The 22,084-nt window shown below is 41.4% G+C and carries 21 protein-coding genes; 4 read left to right on the top strand and 17 right to left on the bottom strand.

Going from position 1 to position 22,084, the window contains the following annotated elements:
• From N482_RS07515 to N482_RS07540, 6 genes are all read right to left on the bottom strand, one after another.
• A partial coding sequence (locus N482_RS07515) for a ChaN family lipoprotein (protein WP_196765325.1) occupies positions 1-625 on the bottom strand: 625 nt, incomplete at its 3' end.
• A gap of 201 nt (positions 626-826) precedes the next feature.
• Positions 827-1,429, bottom strand: a complete 603-nt coding sequence (locus tag N482_RS07520; protein WP_155730539.1) for a hypothetical protein — start codon at positions 1,427-1,429, stop codon at positions 827-829.
• Entirely contained in the window at positions 1,333-1,734 is a 402-nt protein-coding gene (locus tag N482_RS25215) for a hypothetical protein (protein ID WP_063376451.1), read from the bottom strand. The genes N482_RS07520 and N482_RS25215 overlap by 97 nt, the downstream gene beginning before the upstream one ends.
• Before the next feature lie 24 nt (positions 1,735-1,758).
• Complete coding sequence (locus N482_RS07530; RefSeq protein ID WP_063376452.1) at positions 1,759-2,313, bottom strand: hypothetical protein; 555 nt, start codon at positions 2,311-2,313, stop codon at positions 1,759-1,761.
• 2 nt (positions 2,314-2,315) lie between these two features.
• On the bottom strand, positions 2,316-2,756 hold the full coding sequence (locus N482_RS07535) for a GEVED domain-containing protein (protein ID WP_155730540.1): 441 nt from the start codon (positions 2,754-2,756) through the stop codon (positions 2,316-2,318).
• Between the two features lie 481 nt (positions 2,757-3,237).
• The gene (locus N482_RS07540; RefSeq protein ID WP_063376454.1) at positions 3,238-4,221 is read right to left on the bottom strand and encodes a response regulator; all 984 of its coding nucleotides are present in this window, start codon (positions 4,219-4,221) and stop codon (positions 3,238-3,240) included.
• 272 nt (positions 4,222-4,493) lie between these two features.
• Here N482_RS07540 and N482_RS07545 point away from each other — a divergent pair, with 272 nt between their 5' ends.
• Positions 4,494-4,817: a hypothetical protein gene (locus N482_RS07545; protein WP_063376455.1), complete on the top strand. Its 324-nt coding sequence runs from the start codon at positions 4,494-4,496 to the stop codon at positions 4,815-4,817.
• Between the two features lie 40 nt (positions 4,818-4,857).
• Here the strand turns inward: N482_RS07545 and N482_RS07550 are convergent, their stop codons facing one another.
• Both N482_RS07550 and N482_RS07555 read right to left on the bottom strand, forming a co-directional pair.
• Positions 4,858-6,363: a Calx-beta domain-containing protein gene (locus tag N482_RS07550; protein WP_063376456.1), complete on the bottom strand. Its 1,506-nt coding sequence runs from the start codon at positions 6,361-6,363 to the stop codon at positions 4,858-4,860.
• 203 nt (positions 6,364-6,566) lie between these two features.
• A complete protein-coding gene (locus N482_RS07555) occupies positions 6,567-6,776 on the bottom strand; it encodes a hypothetical protein (RefSeq protein WP_063376457.1) in 210 nt (69 codons plus the stop codon).
• Between the two features lie 78 nt (positions 6,777-6,854).
• Between N482_RS07555 and N482_RS07560 the strand changes: the two genes are divergently transcribed.
• Positions 6,855-7,364: a GNAT family N-acetyltransferase gene (locus N482_RS07560; protein ID WP_063376458.1), complete on the top strand. Its 510-nt coding sequence runs from the start codon at positions 6,855-6,857 to the stop codon at positions 7,362-7,364.
• Here the strand turns inward: N482_RS07560 and N482_RS07565 are convergent.
• From N482_RS07565 to ald, 9 genes are all read right to left on the bottom strand, one after another.
• Positions 7,361-7,606 (bottom strand): hypothetical protein, encoded by a 246-nt coding sequence (locus tag N482_RS07565; RefSeq protein ID WP_063376459.1) that lies wholly within the window; start codon positions 7,604-7,606, stop codon positions 7,361-7,363. The two genes, N482_RS07560 and N482_RS07565, sit on opposite strands and share 4 nt — an antisense overlap.
• A 13-nt stretch (positions 7,607-7,619) precedes the next feature.
• Positions 7,620-8,465 carry a CsiV family protein gene (locus N482_RS07570; RefSeq protein WP_063376460.1) on the bottom strand — a complete coding sequence of 282 codons (846 nt, stop codon included), beginning with the start codon at positions 8,463-8,465 and terminating at the stop codon, positions 7,620-7,622.
• The gene (gene mfd, locus N482_RS07575; RefSeq protein WP_063376461.1) at positions 8,462-11,935 is read right to left on the bottom strand and encodes a transcription-repair coupling factor; all 3,474 of its coding nucleotides are present in this window, start codon (positions 11,933-11,935) and stop codon (positions 8,462-8,464) included. Before mfd ends, N482_RS07570 begins: the two co-directional genes overlap by 4 nt.
• Positions 11,936-11,952: 17 nt before the next feature.
• Positions 11,953-12,843 (bottom strand): carbon-nitrogen hydrolase, encoded by an 891-nt coding sequence (locus N482_RS07580; protein WP_063376462.1) that lies wholly within the window; start codon positions 12,841-12,843, stop codon positions 11,953-11,955.
• A gap of 8 nt (positions 12,844-12,851) precedes the next feature.
• Positions 12,852-13,889, bottom strand: a complete 1,038-nt coding sequence (locus tag N482_RS07585) for an agmatine deiminase family protein (RefSeq protein WP_063376463.1) — start codon at positions 13,887-13,889, stop codon at positions 12,852-12,854.
• Between the two features lie 59 nt (positions 13,890-13,948).
• Positions 13,949-14,542, bottom strand: a complete 594-nt coding sequence (locus tag N482_RS07590; protein WP_063376464.1) for a PilZ domain-containing protein — start codon at positions 14,540-14,542, stop codon at positions 13,949-13,951.
• Between the two features lie 81 nt (positions 14,543-14,623).
• Positions 14,624-16,492 (bottom strand): methyl-accepting chemotaxis protein, encoded by a 1,869-nt coding sequence (locus N482_RS07595; RefSeq protein WP_063376465.1) that lies wholly within the window; start codon positions 16,490-16,492, stop codon positions 14,624-14,626.
• Positions 16,493-16,624: 132 nt separating this feature from the next.
• Complete coding sequence (locus N482_RS07600) at positions 16,625-17,458, bottom strand: HDOD domain-containing protein (protein ID WP_063376466.1); 834 nt, start codon at positions 17,456-17,458, stop codon at positions 16,625-16,627.
• Between the two features lie 136 nt (positions 17,459-17,594).
• The gene (gene ald, locus N482_RS07605) at positions 17,595-18,716 is read right to left on the bottom strand and encodes an alanine dehydrogenase (protein ID WP_063376467.1); all 1,122 of its coding nucleotides are present in this window, start codon (positions 18,714-18,716) and stop codon (positions 17,595-17,597) included.
• A 137-nt stretch (positions 18,717-18,853) separates the two neighbouring features.
• On the opposite strand from ald, the gene lrp reads away from it, so the two are divergent.
• Both lrp and N482_RS07615 read left to right on the top strand, forming a co-directional pair.
• Positions 18,854-19,333: a leucine-responsive transcriptional regulator Lrp gene (gene lrp / locus N482_RS07610; RefSeq protein WP_063358172.1), complete on the top strand. Its 480-nt coding sequence runs from the start codon at positions 18,854-18,856 to the stop codon at positions 19,331-19,333.
• Positions 19,334-19,401: 68 nt separating this feature from the next.
• Positions 19,402-22,083 carry a DNA translocase FtsK gene (locus tag N482_RS07615; protein WP_063376468.1) on the top strand — a complete coding sequence of 894 codons (2,682 nt, stop codon included), beginning with the start codon at positions 19,402-19,404 and terminating at the stop codon, positions 22,081-22,083.
• Position 22,084: the final 1 nt, after the last annotated feature.

Genomic DNA, 22,084 nt, shown 5'->3' on the forward strand with positions numbered 1-22,084 from the left:
CAACTATCCTGACACAGGGGGCTTTTGCAAACTTATCTTGGTATTCAAGTGAACTAGTGGTGATATCTGTCGCGACCCAGTTTAACTTTTCTGAATCGAGGGATTTAATAAATTCAGGTCCTTTTCGAGCTACACACCTAACAATGCTTAAAGGCGTATTGGCCCCAATAACAGGTAAACGGTGCTCTTTAGCAAATTCAACCAGAGGGCGGTAATCACTAGGGTAGTTATCCCAGGCATCTCCTTCATTGATTAATGTTTGCTCGCCAATTTTATTGTGTAAGTATTGATTTAATATATTTTGCTTATCTCGAGCAAATTGCTCCATAGATAGCACCATATTTTTATTTTGTTGATATAAAGAACTTAATAACTGAACTTGTAATCTGTGTGATGCGCTATGAGAGTGGTATTCGCCAATAAATATAACATCGCTATCTACTAATCTTTTTTGTAAAGCTTCTAGTGGCATGGGTGACTGGTCTGAGGCTTCGTATAATTGATAGTCGTGCAGTGTGGTGATAGCAGGGCTCGGGGACACGTCTATTGGAATAGTGTTACAGCCATGAATAGACATTATTGAAGCGAAAATTACAAGGGTTTTTGCGGTGTTTCTGAAGTTCATAATCTAATCGAAGTGAAATAAATAACTTTAGTAATGATAACTATTACCAATAATAATGTCACGGACTAAACTGCTGCATTCGAACCTATAACGAGCATATGAAGCTCGTCGTGTTGTAACCGTGCTTTTTAAAAAACACGGTTACAACACAGTATCTTAGGCTATTGGTCTATAATGTGTGCTCTCCCATTTAGAACTCTTCTAATTTGACATCAATCCACGCACTTGCAGAATCCTCTTGTCCTCCTTTGGCAATTGGCGTGATCCTAAGCTGTTCCATGGATCAGTAAAGCTTTTACCAATAGCAAGTTCGGCATCCGTTTCATCTTCTTGTGCCCAGCGAGAGTTGTCTTTCGAATTAGGCGTCATATCTAAAAGTGCAGATCTATGATTCCTAAAAGAAGGCTGGGGCTCATTTTCCATATAGCCTTTTAAATTGACCAAAACACCATTTTTAGTATTCGTGTTATACGTATAATTTGTAGTTCGGTATTCAAGCCAGTATGTATAATCTCCATTACCTGACTTGAGTCGCATGCCAATACTTCCTAGTGCATTTGTCCCTGCTGATGAGCCGTGGTCAAAAGCATAAATACGGTATGTACCAGAAGACGAGATGAGCGGCACTTCTTCATCTGTCAGCCAGCCTTTAAAGTAGCTCTTATATATCAGATTGTACTCTTCTAACGTATGAGCGCCCATGCCCATCATGGCGTGTGGATTGCCGTAATTGCGGATCGAATCGTTGCCTGAATTAATGACATGATTACCTGCTTCAACCGACATGGAGTTGCGTAGACCCATTGTATGCCCCATTTCATGAGCAATGGTTCAGTCTTATGGTGATAGAGTTGAATAAATGGAGGGCCTGCTTGGGAGTTAATTGTAGAAACTTGCGGAGAAGCCATCATGACGAGATTGGCACCTCCAGGAAAGTTCATATCAACACCAGCTTGTGCAATTTTATCCGCGTACAACTGGTGCCATACTTTTGTATCGGCATCATATTTTGATTTGGGCTCATTGATGTATATTTTTGGTTTTATTGCCCATGTCACGTTGAAACGACCATACGATTGCTCTGCATAGTATTGTTTCACGGTTTTCATATCGGCATTAATTTGCTCCACAGATCAAGGTAGAGGTGTGCCGTTAAAACTAAACGGAAATATAATAACATTCACATGTGAAAACTCGTTTACAACGTTACTTGGATCGATAGGGCCAGGCTCTTTTCTGCAGTTTGTCGCTACTAGGTCCGCAACAATCGTAGCCCCTTGAAAAAGACCATGCATTACGATGTTAGTCCAGTATTTAGTGGGGTTGGTTATAACAACACATTCAGTATTGCCAACATGCTTGGAGCGTATGCTGTCGTCACCTTGCCGTGGGTAGCCGCCTTCACCATTACGAGCTTCAAGCGTTAGGTTTCCTTGACCATAAGAACTGGTGATAGCAACACTTTCTGCTGAGTCAGCGCCAGACACAGAAAAGCTTTGAAACTGAGGTGAGGACTTGACGCATACTGGCACGCTATCGGCTAACACTGATTGTTCAGTTGGCGGTTGGCTTAGACACATATCTTCAAGTTGTGACGTATCTCGCTTTTTTATATGTACAGAGTAACCTTCTACTTCGCCTGCGTTAAAGTTTTCCCATGCGCTGGCAATGGGTGAATTGTACTTCATCGCTATTCGCATTCTAGAAGTTTCACCTGCAGCTGATGGGGTATATCTAAAGTTGTTGTTAACGCAGAACGGCTGCTGCTAGATCCAACCAGTTCATCGATATCACTGAAATCCCCATCATTATTGAGGTCAATGAATACACTCCAATATTCTGTATACGCATTATTAACAAAGCCGGGTGTGAGGATGATTTGATTTTGTCCAACACTAAGCTCGGCGGTTAAATTGGTAAAATCAGTATACGCGGATTGGCCAGCAGATATGTTATTGATACCAGTGGTAGATACGCCAGCAATATGCTCATAATTACCTTCTGAGCTTTCGCAATAGTTGTTGTTTAAGGGAATAGCGTCATCTTGTGCTTTTAACTGAGTGCATATGAGTACATTGGGTAGCAAGCAGGACCCCATTAATAATAGTTTCTTATTACGTTTAATTTTCACTTTACATGTTCACCAAATTGTGAACATGCATGCCTATTTAGGCAATTATCTCTTGGTAATAAAGACCAAAAAGGTCACAAAGAATTAATTAAATCTTCGTCGCCTTTAATGAACTTTCGGGTTGAATATATATTGTATGTAATATTTGCAAAGGTGAAGTTATCTCATATTTATCCAAAATGGGTAAAATACGAACGTAATTATCTGATTTAGATGTTTTTACGGGATTTAATAATTGTTTTTTTTATATCAATATGTCTTTTTGGAATATTAGAGGACACAGATAAGCGATTGGTTGAGTAAATTTACTATTATGGTTATTCTGATTTCAATTAGAACTCAGTACATCATTGTTCTACATAGTTAAATAAAAACAGATGACAGAGGGTTGTATCAAAAGCACAGGCAGTAACGACAAAGCAATTTTCCGTAGAGCAAATCGTTTTTATCTAAGCCCAAAGCTTGTTGCCACGGCAGCAGTTTAAAAAAATACAAGATCATCGTTGTCGTCGCTAAGGTCTTTGTCCTTAGTGATTGCAGCTAAATCATCCACCAACTCATTGAGTAGCGCCATGCTTTTATCATCTTGATGAGTGCTGGTATGCTCTTTAATTTCATTAATAATGGTATCCATATGATGCAACTTCGCAATTTCGTTTAGGCGAATATCAATTGCTTCTACTACGTAATGGAATATGTCAATCAAAGAGCCTTTACTGTAACTATCCGTGGGCATATTTTTTACAATGAGTTCTGCTTGTTGGTATTTAAAGAATGTCGATTGACCAAAAGACTGTACATTCGCTGCGTTCACTTCTAATTCGTCAAAAAGTTCAAGTTCCATTTCACATATCGCTTCATCATTATTTTTAAAGTGATATTCAGTCCCATCGGTGAGCTTTAGCCGAGCGATATAGTCTAGCTCCCAACTTTCCATCAATGAAGATAAGAAGCCTGAAAATTTACTGATGTCATTTAAATTTAAGCATTGTCGATAAAAGTGGATTAGGGCGTTATTATCAAGCTGGGTACGAAATGTTCGGTCTGTTTGCAATTGAGAGTCTTTTTTTGCATGCTTTAAAGCCCGTAACCTTTTGGCTTGATAATCTAGTAAGCTATCCAGTTTTAACTTAAGTAATTGCTGAGGTATGTCTTTTGGGATGTAGTTTTCTGCACCAGCTTCAAAAGCTCTTAACCGCCATTCCAGCTCGGTTTCACCACTTAGGAACACCGTAATTGTTTCATCCTTTTTTGGTGTATTAATAAGGCGACAAAACTCGATACTATCTCCATCAGGCAAATACAAATCGAGTAAGTAAATATCAAACTGATGATCTTGTAATGCTATTTTAGCCTCTCTTAGATTGGTACACCAAGTAAAGTCAGCCTTACCTTTACCCAATAACTGAACGAGCTGTGCGTAAATTGGATTATCTTCGACGAGCAATACTTTAAACTTTTTCATGGCGAACCGCTTATCTATTCAAACAAACTGTTGTAAACAGTGGATGCTGACTTATAAGTATGTCCTGTAGTGTCTCAAACGCAATTTTTTAAAGGGTTTGTGTCAAAATCATGGCAATTTTTTATAAGATGATAGGTAATTGGTATTAAGTTACGCTAGACAACCGTACCCCTAATCGTTATTTTTTAAGTATGTAGATAAGAGGGGGGCATACGAGGTTATTTTTAGCATTACTATGTTCTATTTCTTCTACTGGGTTTGCCTCTGAGGAAATGAGAGATTATGGCGACAGGGTAGTTATTCCTGCGGTAAAAACAGTTTCTGTTTCCAATTATACGCGCACTCAATTTGATGAAGCACAGACATTGCGAAGTAATTCAGGAGCTGAGGAACATGTGGGTAAAATTTACTCGACATTGACCCCTGATGAAAAGATTCAATACGAATATGAAAAAGGAATATTGCCTACCACTGTGACATTTGATAAATACCAAACAGCCACTTCACCGTTCAAAAAGTCACGAAGAAGAACAACCCATACATATTCTTGGGTAAATAGGGTACTAAAAATGCGATATGCTGTTAAGGCCAGTTAAGCAGCATATCGCGAAAGTGGTACTTATTGAGTTTTAGTTTTTAATTACAGCCTTTTTGAATTGTTGTAGTCCAAACTCTTACAACGAAATCGTTGTAATCTGCATCGTTTTGGTCTTCCCAGAATTGCTTGTCTCCGTAGACTCTATAGTTTCCGGTCAAGTTGTTTGCATTCCCATTGATCGCTAAAACATAGTTGTAGCTGTGGCCTTGAAGTACATCATAGCTACCAGAGCCGCCGTATTCGTCAAGTAGTTTCACGTAGCTGCCGTTAACTGTTACACCCCAATCGTTGTTATAACCCGCGCTTTCACTGACAAACTGGTAATTAATACGCGTATAATTATCCGGTATACAAGCTGGGTCATTGTCAATAATTGTGCCTTGCGCGGTTGCAGATCCCGTGGCGTTTTGACCTGCATTAGCGTTAAGTGTGAAGGTTTCATCACCTTCATGATTTTGGTCATCTAAAGCATTGATAATGACACTGCCAGAGGTTTCGCCGCTCGGTATAGTTAACGTTGTTTGCGCTAAACTATAGTCGTTACTGTCTGTCGTACCGTCTGTGATGCTTAAGTCAATAGTGACATCTTGGTAATAACTATTACTCAAATTAACTTGATACTCTAGCTGACCAGCTTCTAAAGCTGAATCCGTAACGGCATCTAGTGTAAATGATGGAAGTGAGTCAGTTTCACATGTAGGCGTTGTGTAACAGGCCACTTCTTTGTCTGTGTTTGAAGCCAAATCATTAATACGCACGGGCACGGTTGCCAACAAGCAGGTATTACCAGATTGAGGATTCAGTTTATACAGTTTAGATTTATTTACATGGCCATAGTCATTGATCAACGTTCTGCTGACGACAATTTCTCCACTTTGGTTAAGTGCCGCACCGGTTGCCGCCGTGAGCGAATGGTTAGCAAGCTTGGTTACTTCGTATGTCGTTTTATCTATCTGATAAACTGCCCGACTTGTGATCAAGTACCAATTGCCTCCTTGAATAACTAAATCACCTCTAAATTTACCTTTTAATGAACCTAAAGAAGCCAGTTCAATCGTCGTGCCAGAGCTTTTATCAATTTGGTAGATATTTTTGAAATCAGTACCAATTAACGCATCGCGCTCTGCGTCGTAAACTAAGCTAAGCACTTGCGTCGTACGACCTACAACTGTATGCGTATCAGTATTAAAATCATAATAGGCGAGACGAATGTACTTAAAGCGGTTGCCCATAATAGGTAAATGTTCTTTTTGTTCCGCTGAGAGGTTTAGATGGCTCGTGTCCACTTCGTACTCTATAGGGCGTGGTGCTGAAATATAATACATGCGCTTGCTGTTATTGTCGTAGGCAAGTGCAGAAGAGCTAAACTCAGCAAGCGTTTGAGCAAATGCACTATCTGTTTGCTCGTTCAGGCCAAAGAGAATACCTACATCTCCTCGCCCGGCATTAATACCGTACAACTCACCGCTGCAGGTATTGGCGAGGCTAAGCGGTGAAAAAGACGCTGTTACTAAAGTTAATAAAGTAAGTGAAGTTTTTAGCATGGTAACAAGCTCTGGTCGGGTTATCCTAATCTAGCTAACACAACACAAAGTAATGACACATCGACTTCCAATGTGGGATGTGAACTCTTAATCCTTCGAGACGAGCGCTTCCATTATTATCTTTGCAATCTCATTCTATTATTCTCTCTCATGAACAAAAATGCAACAATAAATTACTACAAATGGATTGAATTTTGGTGGTTTTAAGTGTTCTTCTGCGATTCCAAGTAGTTAGGAAGTAACTCTTCAATGATCACTTTGGCAGGTATCGTGTAACGTACCCCTTTGAACATGACCGATGTATGTTCCTCAATGCCGGTAATCCCTGTTAGTGTCCAACCTTCTCCTCTTTCTTCGCAAAGTACTTTTGTTGTTGGCGGAATAATTACGAATTCTGCGTTATTTTCTGTCATATTTTTATCTTCACTGGACTTTCTATCGAGATGGGGTAGTTTATACCAAAATAATAAAAAATCGACCAAATTGATGAAATGGAATTACAGACTCAAAGGCTAACATTACGCTTGGTGAATTATCGTGATAGTGAAGTATTGCTCGATATTTTAAACGACCCTAAAGTAAGTTACTTCAATGATTATGGCTTTAACTTAACGCAGCAAGATATCAAAGCAATGATCCAAAGTGATTTGGAACTTTACTACCAAGGGGTCGGTGTGCGAATGATGCTGGTTAAAGATGGTACCCAGATTGGTTCAATCGGTATGTTTGATTATTGTGAAGAGACTGCGCAGATTTATCTTGGTTACGAACTCGCGCCAGTTTATTGGAATCAGGGATATATGCGCGAGGCTGCGAATTGTTTGTTAAGCTCTTTGGAGCTGGTATTGCCGAAAGCTTTAGTAGAGCAGGTGACAGCAAAGGTGTCGCCGAAAAATACGCGCAGCGTTAATTTGTTGTCTCACTTGGGCTTTGAAAAGCGGCACAGCGATTATCAGCTATGCCTAAACAAAGCAAAAAACGACGCGGTTTCTGTGGATTAGACCCCTTTTTTGCTAAATAGCGTTACTCGGTCAGACACCAAAGTTACGGTGATATTTTTGCTTTCATTCCCCCACACACAATTTGTATGTAGTGTCTTTTCTTCACATGAGTCGGCAGAGCCTAGTACTTGCTCAAGTTCAGTTTTTTCCATACCAACCGAAATCTTTTCATAATTTTCAATAGTCACCTTCGAACAAGCGCTCAGGCTCAGCAACGCTGCGATCGTTAAGAGTTTTTTCATTTAGGTTATCCTGTTAGTGTTTATATTTTCTAATTTGGAAAATAATGCCCATTTTGGGGTGATCTAGATAGTGGATATCTCCGCTGTATACGCGTGTAAACTGAGACATCCTAGCGGATTCTAATTCGCCTTCTTCAGTTAAGTAGCGATAGTCAAAATTACTGGTAACATACAGATAATGACGGATATGGATCTTGATAGTGCCGTCTAATTCCCACAAATCCTCTCCCTGAGTTTTGATTGCTTGCTTGGGGGCTGTGCTTAACAAGCTTACAAAGCTATCACTCGGCTCATTTTCTATGTATTTGTAACTGACCGGCTGTTCGAACTTCATACCTCCATATACCACTACGTTGGGAGCTCGTTTCTTACTCTGGTCTGGAAAGCGCCACCCTGTATGCAAAATAGGGTTTTTACCCTGTCTCTCAAGCTTCTTCCTAATCGACTCAAATCTAAGCTGCTCCGGTGCCAGTAAATACATAGATTGCATGTGCTCTAGAGGCTCGCTAAACGGAATAACTGGTAATTTTTCATACTTTTCGACGTAATTCACATCGTCATCACAATACCAGGAGCTTTGTTGCATGGTAAATTGATCCATAACAGAACGTGGATCGTATTTCGAGTCACCCGCTAAGCAAGCCTGATGGCCCACGTTTTTGAACCCATTAGTCAGTAGGTCTAGGCGTTTTTCTTGTGGGATTGGATCTGTTTCAATGGAAAAGTCTTCGCGTATATCTGTTCCTGCTTTTTGCGAAAAAGCAATCAGCTCGACCTCAAACCAACGCACAGCAAATGCTGGCATTGCGCTCGTGCCCAAAGTACTCAAGAGAATTGCTTTTAGTACAAATTGCTTCATGCAACCGCCTTTTTCTGAAAGTCATCCATCATCGCGTTCACGAGCTTTAATCGCTCTTGGCCATTTTTTTCTTCTATATTAAAGCGCAACTTACTTGCTCCTTCCATCCTATAAATGACGGGGTTGCTTTGTATCAATCCAATAATGAATGTTGGATTAACGCTGGTGGTGTTACTAAATTCAAAATAACCACCTTTAGGGTTGGCTTCAACTTTCTTGATACCAAGCTGCTGTGCTTTGCATTTTAACAGCTGAATATTGAACAAGTGTTTGGTTGCGTCAGGTAAAAGGCCAAAGCGATCGATAAGTTCAACTTTTAATTCGTCCAGCTCAGGTTCGGTATTCATGCTAGCGATTCGTTTGTACATACTCAGTCGAATGTTTACATCGTGAATATAATCATCTGGTAGTAATGCTGGTACTTTTAAGTCGACTTCACTTTGTTGTTGAAGTAAGTTCTCTAATGTTGGTTCTTTACCGTCCTTTAACGCTTGAACAGCTTGTTCTAGCATCTCCATATACAGAGTGAAGCCGACGGTTTGGATTTGACCGCTTTGATCATCTCCAAGCAATTCACCTGCGCCACGTATTTCCAAGTCATGGGTAGCGAGTACGAAGCCTGCACCTAAGTCTTCTAATGACTCAATGGCTTGCAAACGTTTAACTGCATCTTTGGTCAAAGCCTGGCTATTTCTGGTCAGTAAATATGCATATGCTTGGTGATGGCTTCTTCCTACGCGGCCTCGCAATTGATGTAATTGTGCCAAGCCTAACTTATCTGCGCTATCCATGATAATGGTATTGGCCGTGGGAATATCTATACCTGTTTCAATGATTGTCGTACACACAAGCACGTTATGCTTTTGGTGATAAAAATCCCCCATGAGTTGCTCAAGTTCTCGCTCTCGCATCTGACCATGTGCGACAGCGACATTGGCTTCTGGTACAAGTGCCACTATATCAGCAGCAGTTTTTTCGATGGTTTCTACATTATTGTGTAAGAAGTAAACCTGGCCACCACGCTTTATTTCACGCAAAATCGCTTCTCGGATTAATTCATCGTTGCGTTCACGTACAAATGTTTTAACTGCTAAGCGCTTTGCTGGTGGCGTTGCAATTATTGAAAGGTCTCTCATTCCACTCATTGCCATGTTAAGGGTACGAGGAATAGGTGTTGCTGTTAACGTAAGGATATCAACATCCGCTCTAAGCTTTTTAATCTTTTCTTTTTGTCTTACACCGAAGCGATGTTCTTCGTCCACAATGAGTAAGCCAAGATCTTTGAATAAAATACTCTCTTGAATAAGCTTATGTGTGCCTATGACGATATCAATCTTGCCTGATTCAAGCCCTGCAAGCGTTTCTTTTTGCTCTTTGGTGCTATTAAATCTAGATAATACACCCACTTCAATAGGCAAATCGGCAAAACGATCTTTGAAATTCTCATAATGCTGCTGGGCAAGCAGGGTGGTCGGAACCAGCACTGCAACTTGTTTGTTGTCATTGATTGCAACAAATGCCGCTCTCATAGCAACTTCAGTTTTACCAAAACCAACATCGCCACAAACAAGTCTATCCATTGCTTGGTTGGTTTGCATGTCGCCAATAACCGCTTCAATTGCGTTGCGTTGGTCGTCAGTTTCTTCAAACGGGAAGCTATCACTAAACTCTCGGTAAGCAGCGCCTTCAAGTTTAAATTGGTGACCGGGTTTACTTTGCCTTTTAGCATAAATATCTAATAGTTCAGCTGCAACGTCGCGGACTTTTTCTGCTGCTTTACGTTTGGCTTTTTCCCAAACATCAGAACCCAGTTTGTGTAGTGGTGCTGATGCTTCTTCACCACCTGAGTAACGGCTCAGCATGTGCAATGACGACACTGGCACATACAGTTTAGCTTCACCAGCGTAAATAATAGTTACGAACTCAGTAGCTACACCTGCTGCGTCGATAGTTTGCAAGCCTAAATAGCGGCCGACACCATGGTCTAGGTGTACGATTGGTTGGCCTTCTTTGAGCTCTGCCAAATTTCGGATCAGGGCATCTTGACCTTGCTCATATTTATGTTTGCGACGCCTTCTTTGCGAGACCTTAATCCCGAGTAACTCTTGTTCTGTAATAAGAGACAATGACTTGTCGCCAGACAATACGACAGATGACTCCAAAGGGCTGACAATGAGGCCTACATCCGATCTACAACCGATGAATTTATCAAATGATTCAAATTCTTTGAGCTTAAGCCCTGTTGGTTTTAGCAGGGTAAGCAATGATTCACGACGACCATCTGATTCCACGCTAAATAGGATTTTACCCTTGAGCTTTTTTTGCGCCGCAATATAGTCAATGATTGCTTTGTAAGGGTCTGATAGCTTGTGGTCAATCCTTACTTCTTCAACGGCTTTGGCGTTTAAATTGGTATGGCCAGCTTTAGTGCCTAATTTAGCTTCGCTGAGTCGAATTCGAGGAAAATGAGAAAAACCCTCAAATAATGACTCAACATTAAGATATAGTGCTTTTGGCTCAAGTAATGGACGAAGAGGGTCAACACGCCTGCTTTCATAACGCTTACACACATCCATCCAAAACTCGTTTGCTGCGTGTTCCACATCTCCAAGGTGCATGAACACAGCATCATTTGGCAAGTAATCAAAGATGGTGGCTAGTTTGTCATAAAAAAGTGGTAGATAATATTCAATCCCCGCTGGCCAGTTCCCTCGAGTCACCTGCATGTAAATTGAATCTTGCTCGGAGCTTGCACCAAAGGTTTCACGGTACTTAATCCTAAATCGCTCGATATCTTCATCGTTAGTCGGAAACTCGTGTGCGGGTAACAAGTCAATGGCATTAATGGTTTCACTGGAGCGCTGTGATTCAATATCAAATAGACGGATGCTATCGAGCTCATCATCGAAAAAGTCTAGCCTATAAGGTCGCTCGCTCCCCATTGGGTACAGATCGATAATCGAGCCTCGTACTGCAAATTCACCGTGTTCCATAACCTGTTGCACATGACGATAGCCAGCTTGCGTTAGCATGTCTTTTAGCGCCTGTGCATCTAAGGTGTCACCTGCTTTAAACTGCAAAGCGTTGCCATAAATAAATTCAGGTGGGGCTGTTCGTAACATAAGTGTGGAGACAGGGACCAGCAACACACCATGTTGTTTTTTCCGAAGCGCATTCAAGCTAGCTAAGCGCTGGGAAATAATATCTTGATGGGGTGAGAAATGGTCGTAGGGTAGGGTTTCCCAATCAGGAAATACCATAACATTATCATCACCAATAAGATATCCAAGCTCTGTTTCTAGGCGCAGGGCACTGGGTGTGTCTGGCGTGACCAAAACCACTAAAGATTGGTTTTGCCTAACCCCTTCACTGATGGTAATTGCCAAACTGCTACCAAGAAGTTGACCCCAATGGATTTTGTCTTTTTGCGATTTTACCCAAGGTAGCTCATTCCACTGCACTAGCGCCATTATTAACTCCTAACTGCTTAATCTCGGTATATTTTACATAGGTCTTGATAATGATCTATACGTCTATCTCTGAAATATGGCCAAATGCGGCGTACAGATTCACTACGATTTTGGTCTATATCTACAACCAATACTTGTTCATTTTCTTCTGAACCATGAGCTAACAACTCACCTTGAGGGCCGGCAACAAAAGAGTTCCCCCAAAATAAAATCCCGTCACTTTGATTGCTTGGGTCTGATTCATGCCCAACTCTATTTACGCTTATCACCGGGACGCCATTAGATACGGCATGCGCTCTTTGCGCGATCATCCATGCGTCTCTTTGACGAACTTGTTCTTCTTTGTCATCGCGTGGATCCCAGCCAATTGCAGTTGGGTAAATGAGTAACTCTGCACCAGCCATTGCCATCAATCTGGCACCTTCTGGGAACCATTGATCCCAACAAACGAGCACACCAAGTTTACCTACGGAGGTTTGAATAGGCTCAAAGCCTAAATCACCAGGGGTAAAGTAAAATTTTTCATAAAAACCAGGATCATCAGGAATATGCATTTTTCTGTATTTTCCTGCAAGTGTACCGTTAGACTCTATTACTACTGCTGTATTGTGATAAAGGCCAGTAGCGCGCTTCTCGAATAAGGACGCTACAATGACAATATTGAGCTGTTTAGCTAACTCTCCAAGTGCTGTAGTGCTTGGGCCAGGGATAGTTTCTGCTAAATCGAATAGGTCTGTTTCCTCAGTTTGACAAAAATACAAGCTGCGGTGTAGCTCCTGCAAAACAACAAGCTTTGCACCTTGCTGGGCTGCTTCTTTTATCCCTGCAATCGACTTTTCAAAGTTTTCTTCTAAGTTGCCACTATTACTGTGTTGTATCAGCGCGACTTTCAAATTATTGTTGCTCATTTGGACTCCTACTTTAAAAAACCTTGAGGTAATTGCATGGTGATACAGTGTAAACTACCAAACTGATGAATGATTGGTAGGCAGTCTATACCTATCACTGTTCTTTCAGGGTGAGCTTTTTGCAATTGCGTTAGTGCGAGTGCATCTTTTTCATCGCCATAAATAGGCAGCAATACCGTATCGTTAATGATTAAGTAGTTTGCGTATGTCGCTGGCAACCTGTCCCCATCATTATTGTATTTGGCACTCGGCCAAGGCAAAGGCACGAGATTATACGGTTCGCCATTTGGTGTGTTAAATGTTTTAAGTTGTGATTCCATTGCTTGCAAGGAAGCATAATGCTCATCTTCTTTGTCGTCACATTGTACATACACTAATGTGTTGTTTGGCGCGAATCTAATCAGCGTATCGATATGGCTATCAGTATCATCACCAGTCAAATACCCATGTTCTACCCATAAAAAGGATTTGGCACCTAACTCGACTTTTAACTTTTCTTCTAATTGCTCTTTGTTCAAATGAGGGTTTCTATTTGGGTTTAGCAAACATTCAGAAGTTGTGATTAACACCGAGTTTTCATTGATTTCAACACCACCGCCCTCAAGCACAATATCTACTTGTTGAACTTGGTTATTGGGTGCAGCTAATTGACTGCACAGAGCAGAGTTTATTTGTGTATCCAGCTCGCTTGCATATTTATTGCCCCATCCATTGAATACGAAATCTTTGATGCAAAGATTACCATCGCTATCGGCGGCAGTTAATGGGCCATGATCTCTTGCCCATGTGTCATTGCAAGGCGCATCGACAAACTGAATTTGCGTCATGTCTACATTTGCTTCACTTAGCAACTGAAGTATGTGGGCTTTTAATTCTAGGTTATGTGTAACAATAACGACTTTTTGAACTTGAGAAATGTGTTGGCAAAGGGCCACATAAACCGGTTCTACTTGGTCAAGGATTTCGACCCAGTCTGTTTCTTTATGCGGCCAAGTGAGCATCACAGCATCTTGCGGTGACCATTCGGGTAATAATGTAAAACTCATGACGATTGTAATTCTTAATTGCTAGGGGCTAAGTGTATCATTGGTTTGCACAGAGTCAGCTATTTTGTGTCAGATTCACTGTCCGATTGGCGCTTTTTTAGCTGCCTTGTTTGTGCATGAAGGCTCGCACGCACTAAAAGCTCCTGATCTGAGTCTCTTATTTGAGTGAAAGCGAGCGTGTATTGAGTTTGGTCATCTTCTTTTTGATGAATCTCAATGATTTGACTGTAGCAAAATATTGCACTCGCTTCGTGTTGTAAAAAAATCTTAGTCCGAAAGTTTTGACCTACAGTAAACTGTTCATCGGACGTGACTTTAATTCCACCACCGCCATAGCTGTCGCAATAAGACGTATCATCTTCAGGTTGCTCATTCGCAAGTATATGACTCATAATAAGATCAATTTTTCTTGATTGCGCTTGTAAATAGGCCGCTAAATCACTGGCAACATCACCAAGGTTTCTAAGTGGTCTAAGTGTGTTTAAATCTAATTCATTTATCTCATTGGCTAGTTTAAACAGGGGGGGAATGGCAGCTTCAAGCTGCACCGCATTTTTGGGCACCATGTTCTGCTCGACGGGAAACAAGTTAATTTGGTTTGTTTCGTCAATCTGAAAGTACTGTTCAAAATTTTCTTTTAATTCTGTTTGCATTTAGTTGCCAATGTTACAGGGCTAGATGAGCGATTGTTGTATTCTCTCCACTCTAGCCCATTAAATCAAGATGTTAGAGTTTTATACTTTAAATTGCTCCAACATATCTTCTTGTTTTGCGATTTTGTCTACCTGTGACTTCATCGTATGATCGACGACTTTCGCCTCGTCAACGACAGTATTAGATAGGTTTCGAATTTCGGATGCGTTGTGATCTACAGCTTCAACGACTGTTCGTTGTTCCTCTAACATACTCGCAATGTTTACGTTAAGCTCAACAATATGATTTATTGATTCTCTAATTGCGTGCAACGCGTCTTTGGTTTCTTCTGCTTTTACCACTGTTTTCTCTACAATCGTTTGGCTTTGCTTCATAACACCTACCGCATTTTCGGCGCCAGATTGCAGCTGGTCAATCATTGACTTGATTTCTGTTGTTGCCTCTTGCGTTCTTTGCGCAAGAGTTCTTACTTCATCTGCAACAACGGCAAAGCCACGCCCCGACTCACCAGCGCGTGCAGCTTCTATTGCCGCGTTTAGAGCAAGTAAGTTGGTTTGCTCAGCGATTCCATTAATTACGGAGAGTATCTGTTCTATGCCGGAAGAAGACACTTCAAGCTCATTGACCACATCCACTGCACGTTCTATTTGAGAAGAAAGTTCAGCAATTGAGGTTGTTGACTGCACAACAATGCTTTCGCCATCTGATGCAAGGCCATCCGTTGTTTTGATAGCTTCTGCGGCTTGTTGTGCGGTATTGGCGACTTGTTGCTCAGTGTTAGACATATTAGCAGTTGCATCAACTAGTGAGTTAAGCGACTCTAATTGTCTTTGTATCGCCTGTGTCGCGTGATTAGCGCCCGCAGACGTTTGCTTGGCATCCGCCAGTACTTCATGACCTAAGGTTTGTATTTCTGCGATGATGTTTTGTAGCCGAGAGGTAAAGAGGTTAAAGCTTTCGGCAAGAGCAGAAAACTCAGGCTCTTTTGAAGCTTGCAGCCTCACAGTCAGATCTGCGTTACCACGCGCAATATTTGACATTGCCGTATTAATCACTTCTAAAGGTTTAAGTAAAATATTGATAACATAAGAAAGAGCGATAAAACTCGCGACAACGGCAATGATCGTCACTATGGTAGCGTCGTAAGCTAGCGTATCCATTGCCGAAAAGACTTTCTGTTTCTCAAGTGCGACGCCAACAAACCAGTCATAACCTTCCACAGCTTTGAACATGACGAGATATTCAACGCCTTTAATTTCAATTTCTTGTGACGACTCTCGGATGACTGTGTTACCTAAAAAATTTTTGGCAGGTTGTCCATTCAATGAAACATTTGGGTGAGATATGGTGTCGCCACCAGAGCTAACCATAAATGCGAACCCAGCATCAAAAAGGTTAAATGAATTAATCATCTTCCCCAGTTTTGCGAGACTGACATCATAGAAAATAGCACCGTGGAATCGGCTATTCTTTTTGACAGGCGCTCCAATAGATACAACGATTTCACCGCTTACTGCATCGGCGTATGGTTCAGTCACAACAAGTGTACCTGCGGCTTTGGCGTCTTTGTACCAAGGTCTAGCTCGAGGATCCCAAGTTGAACCAGGGTCCCAATTAGGGTCGCTGGCGACATATTTACCAGTGTTTTCCTCTCCATAGCCAATTAATATGAACTCAGAAGTAAGTTTAGATTGAGAAATCATTGGATATGCATCTTGTAATGAGTCTATTTGTTCTACGAGCCCCGTAGATAGCGCAGCGAGGTTCATGGAACCTTGCATTTGTGCGGTAACAGTATTACTTATCCCCTGAATCACTTCTTCCATACTATTGGTGACTTGTTGTTCTAAATTATCTTTAAGAAGGAAATACTGTTTTAGTGAGAGCAAAAACAAAGCAAGCACTAATACACAGGCAGAAACGGCGACTACTTTAAACTTGAACTTCACTGAACGTCTCCCATGAATGAGCTTATTATTAAAGGTAAATCATTAGCCAATAGTTGCAATAAATTCCCAGAGTTTAAAGTGTTTATTTACAAAATTGATACAAAAATCTTGAAATTAAAGAAATTAGGCCGACTAGAGGTCCGAATAAAGCTCTTCTATTTCTTCTTCTGAAAGCCCGATGAAATCCAATACTTCGTCACTGATAGCTACCCACTCCTCATCAGTTGCAAGAGAACCAGCTGTTTGAGTCATGAAGTTGCCATAGCGTGCCAACTTTAGTATGGCCAGTAACTCTAAGCTGAGGATGTCTAATTCACCTGAGTGGAATATACCGCTGGCATCGTGCTGATAATAAATCACATTAATCATGGGCTTTGGTAGCTTCCATTGTTGAGCAAGTAGCGCACTTATCGTGGTATGGCTGGTATTATATTTTTCGAATTCCAACGCACTTGCTTTACTCCATCCTTGTGTTTTTGCACAGTCTAATATCTCTTGATAGTCTTCAAAATGTACGCATAGCAGAGGAATGCCAACGGTATGAAAGAGACCTAACATATAGGCATGATTTGCGAGGGCTGGCTTATGTAACTTATTACATAGCGACGTACATAGCTGAGCAATGTCACTTTGTTCAGCCCAAAAGTTTTCGAGTGATTTTGGTGTTTCAACAGTTGCCTTGACTGCCACAGCTTTCACAAGTGGAATTAATCTTTTTAGTCCTAAAATCATAATTGCTTGTTCTAGAGATTCGATTTCTCTGGCCCTTCTAAATGCTGCTGAGTTTACGACCTGCAACACTGCCGCACTAATTGCAACATCACCCTGTAGAATTTTAGTTATCTTTGATATATCGGGTTCTGCGAATTTTGTTTCTTGAGAGAACTCTACAAGCGCTTCGGGCCTTGGTGGGATAGAAATAGTACGTAAGATTTGTTTTTCTTGTGGTGTTAAAGATATGGCCATAACTTTGCTCACTTCATCTTATTTATATCTAAGAATAGTAAAAAATAGCCAAGCAGGGTAAACAGGCAGAAATACTACTTTGAGTAGGCATAAAAAAGGCCAGCAGAGGCTGGCCTATTAAATGCGTAACTTTACATTAAGCGTTTTCAACCGCTGAACGAGGGTCTATATATTCCATGTCGAAGCCTTCAGCAACTTCTTTACATGTAACTTGACCTTTAAGCACGTTAAGACCGTTTAGGAAGTGTTGGTCAGAAAGTAACGCTTCTTTATAGCCAAGGTTCGCAAGCTTGATGATGTAAGGCAGAGTTGCATTGTTAAGCGCGAACGTAGAAGTACGTGGCACCGCACCTGGCATGTTAGCAACACAATAGTGTACAACATCATCAACAATGTAAGTGGGTTCAGCATGCGTAGTTGCTTTAGAAGTAGCAATACAACCACCTTGGTCGATAGCTACGTCAACAATTGCAGAACCAGGCTTCATTGCTTTGATATGGTCAGCTGTAACTAGTTTAGGCGCTGCTGCACCAGGGATTAGTACGCCACCGATTACTAGGTCTGCTGCAAGTACGTGCTTTTCAAGCGCATCTACAGTTGAGTAGATAACTTTAGCTTGGCTACCAAACTGAGCGTTTAAGCTACGTAGTACGTCGATGTTACGGTCTAAAATAGTAACGTCAGCGCCCATACCTACAGCCATTTGAGCTGCGTTACGGCCAACCATACCGCCGCCGATTACAACAACTTTAGCTGGCTCTACGCCTGGTACGCCACCAAGTAGCATGCCGCGACCTTCGTTTGACTTTTCAAGCGCCTGAGCACCGGCTTGAATTGACATACGGCCAGCAACTTCTGACATTGGTGCAAGAAGAGGTAGACCACCACGTGCGTCAGTAACTGTTTCGTATGCGATACAGATTGCACCGCTCTTGATTAGGTCTTCCGTTTGTGGAAGGTCAGGTGCTAGGTGAAGGTATGTGAAAAGAATTTGATCTTCACGTAGCATCGCACGCTCAACTGCTTGCGGCTCTTTTACCTTTACGATCATTTCAGCGTTAGCAAAAACATCTGCTGCTGTAGAAAGAATCTCAGCACCTGCTTGAATGTAATCTTCGTCTGTGAAACCAATGCCAATACCAGCATTTGTTTCAACGATAACCTGGTGGCCGTGGTTAATTAGTTCACGAACGCTCGCTGGAACCATACCAACACGGTATTCGTGGTTTTTAATCTCTTTAGGTACACCAATAATCATAATAAATCGCCTCAAATAAGAACGGATAACATTTTCGACTATTATAATTATGTAAAGCTAGTGTGTCCTACCTTTTTTATGCTATTTTAAGGATGAAAACACTTTAAAATAAAAAAATGTAGGATAAAACACTTTTCATGCATACTCAGCTTGATAGAACTGATAGAAAGATTTTAGTTGAATTACAAAAAGACGGTCGAATATCGAACGTAGAGTTAGCAAAGCGTATCGGGTTAAGTGCGACTCCGTGTCTGGAGCGGGTAAAAAAGCTCGAGCGGGAGGGGTTTATTAAAGGTTACAAAGCGGTTGTTGACCCAGTTAAGCTCGGGCAAGGGTTACTCGTATTTGTTGAAGTGACGATCAATAAAAATTCGCCTGATGTATTTGAACGTTTTAACGAAGCTGTAAAGCAGCATGATGAAATAATAGAATGTCACTTGGTATCTGGAAATTTTGACTTCTTACTCAAGACACGAGTAACAGACATGTCTGAATATCGTGGTGTGCTAGGCGAAATCCTTCTCAAATTGCCGAATATCAATGAAAGCCGTACCTATGTTGTTATGGAAGAAGTAAAAGGGGAGCAAGGTGAGGTTATAAAACCTTGTGCACCTTAAAGAATTTCTTGATATGGTGTATTCTATAATAGACGTTTTTAATATAAAGATAATACAGGTTGAGTTTAATGCGCTTAAATGGTGTTCAGCGCCTACTTGAAACAGGTCTAATCGTTAGCACAGCTGCCGCAATTTTTACGCTGTGTGCCTTGATATCGTTTGACCCTGCCGACCCTGCTTGGACTCAAGCAGGTGAATTTATAAAGGTTAACAATATCACGGGGGCTGCGGGAGCTTGGGTTGCAGATATTTTGCTACTTAGCTTTGGTTGGCTGGCATTTTTGGTACCAGCAGCCATGCAATTGTTCGGTTATTTAATTTTTAAAAAGCCGCATAAGCTTCTGCAATTAGACTACACGACACTTGGTTTAAGGGTGATAGGGGCGACTTTGTTTGTCGCATCAGCCAGTACAATAAGTAGTATTAACTTTGACGATATTTACACGTTTTCTTCCGGTGGGGTAGTAGGGGACATAGTCGCAGGTGCGATGATGCCGGCTTTTAATTTTACTGGTACCTCTATCTTACTGCTATGTTTTTTCTTCGCGGGCATAACTTTGCTAACGGGTGTATCTTGGGTAGAAGCTGTCGACTACTTAGGTGAAAAAGTTGTCAATTTAATTCGGTTTTTATTTTTCAAATTCAAAGAGCGTCAGACAGGAGCAGTCCCAGCAGGCTCTAATGTTGAAGACAAAAAAATTGTCGATGAATCTTCGATAGACAATATCCCGACGAGCGCTTCAACTGAAGTAGCTGAGCTTCGAAGAAGAGAAAATGAACGGGCTCATAATGCAGTAGGTGCTCACAAGATGCCCTCGTTAGATGCGGTTCAGGAAAATACGCTTGAAGAACTACCACAAACAACGAAGCCTTTGAAACTAAAAGACAAGCTATTTTCTGCAGTTGGTCGTAAACAAGAGCAAAAAGCCGTAGTTGAACCTGCAATAGAACCCAACTTTTCTACTAGTCAAAATGAGCTAGGTGATCCTGTTTCGTCAGATGTGTTTGACGAACTAGATCAAATCCTAGAGCAAGAAATTAACTTTTCTGCGATCGATGATGAGTCGTTAGATACTGTGGCAGCATTAAATGCATTGGATGACGCTGCCGTTAAAGAGGAACCGGTTACCAAAGTGGTTTCTCCAGCTCGCCCGTTAAAACATAACCAACCTAATACTGAGCCAAAGCCAGCGTATCAAACGCCGCCATCAGCAAAGGAACAATTTGAGGCACTTCTTGAAGCTGAGCCGCCAACAGATCCTTTGCCATCTTTAGATTTGTTAGACAGACCTGATAAAGCCAAAAACCCGATAACTAAAGAAGAGCTTGAAACTGTATCAAGACTCGTTGAAGTAAAACTTTTAGACTTTAATATTCAAGCAGCTGTTGTTGGTGTTTATCCAGGACCAGTCGTAACGCGTTTTGAACTAGATCTTGCTCCAGGCATAAAGGTGGCAAAAATTACTGGACTTGCAAAGGATCTGGCACGTTCACTGTCAGCGGTAAGTGTACGTGTTGTGGAAGTAATACCAGGCAAAACTTATGTAGGATTAGAGTTACCGAACAAAAATCGAGAGATTGTTCGTTTGTCAGAAGTGATTAATGCGCCTAAATTTGAACAAAATGCATCGCCTCTTACTATGGTGTTAGGTAAAGATATTGCTGGCGAGCCAGTTGTAGCAGACTTGGCTAAAATGCCACACTTACTTGTTGCAGGTACTACTGGTTCAGGTAAGTCAGTTGGCGTTAATGTTATGATATTAAGCTTGCTATATAAATCGCCACCTGAAGATGTGCGCATGATAATGATAGACCCAAAAATGTTGGAATTATCTGTGTACGAAGGCATTCCGCATTTATTGTGTGAAGTTGTTACAGACATGAAAGAAGCAGCTAATGCACTTCGTTGGTGTGTTGGTGAAATGGAACGCCGTTACAAACTGATGTCAGCTTTGGGTGTTCGAAACCTCAAAGGTTATAACCAGAAAGTGATCACTGCAAAAGAGGCTGGGCATCCAATATTAGACCCTCTTTTCAAAGATACAGATGGCATGGCTGACGGGCCGGAAGAGTTAGATAAATTACCTAGCATTGTTGTTGTCATAGACGAATTTGCCGATATGATGATGATTGTAGGTAAAAAGGTAGAAGAGTTAATCGCGCGTATCGCACAGAAAGCACGAGCAGCTGGGATACATTTGGTCCTAGCGACTCAGAGGCCTTCTGTAGATGTTATTACAGGATTAATTAAGGCAAATATTCCAACTAGAATGGCGTTTCAGGTTTCTAGTAAAATAGACTCTCGAACCATACTTGACCAACAAGGTGCGGAAAACTTGCTGGGTATGGGTGATATGCTTTATTTGCCACCTGGAACAAGTGTGCCAAGTCGTGTACATGGTGCATTTGTTGATGATCATGAAGTGCATGCAGTGGTGAATGATTGGAAAGCCAGAGGCAAGCCTAACTATATAGAAGACATTTTATGTGGAGAGGCAACAGAAGAGATCCTATTACCCGGAGAGCAAGCAGAAGTCGGCGATGAAGAGTCTGATCCGTTGTATGATGAAGCTGTGGCGTTTGTTATTGAAACGGGTAAAGTGTCAGTATCGAGCGTTCAGCGTAAATTGAGAGTTGGCTATAACCGAGCCGCGCGTTTGGTAGAGCAAATGGAGATGTCGGGTGTTGTGAGTGCACCTGGACACAACGGCGCGAGAGAAGTATTAGTACCGAAAGGTGGAGCAAATTAGA

It is taken from the genome of Pseudoalteromonas luteoviolacea NCIMB 1942 (assembly GCF_001625595.1).
Taxonomy (GTDB): domain Bacteria; phylum Pseudomonadota; class Gammaproteobacteria; order Enterobacterales; family Alteromonadaceae; genus Pseudoalteromonas; species Pseudoalteromonas luteoviolacea_A.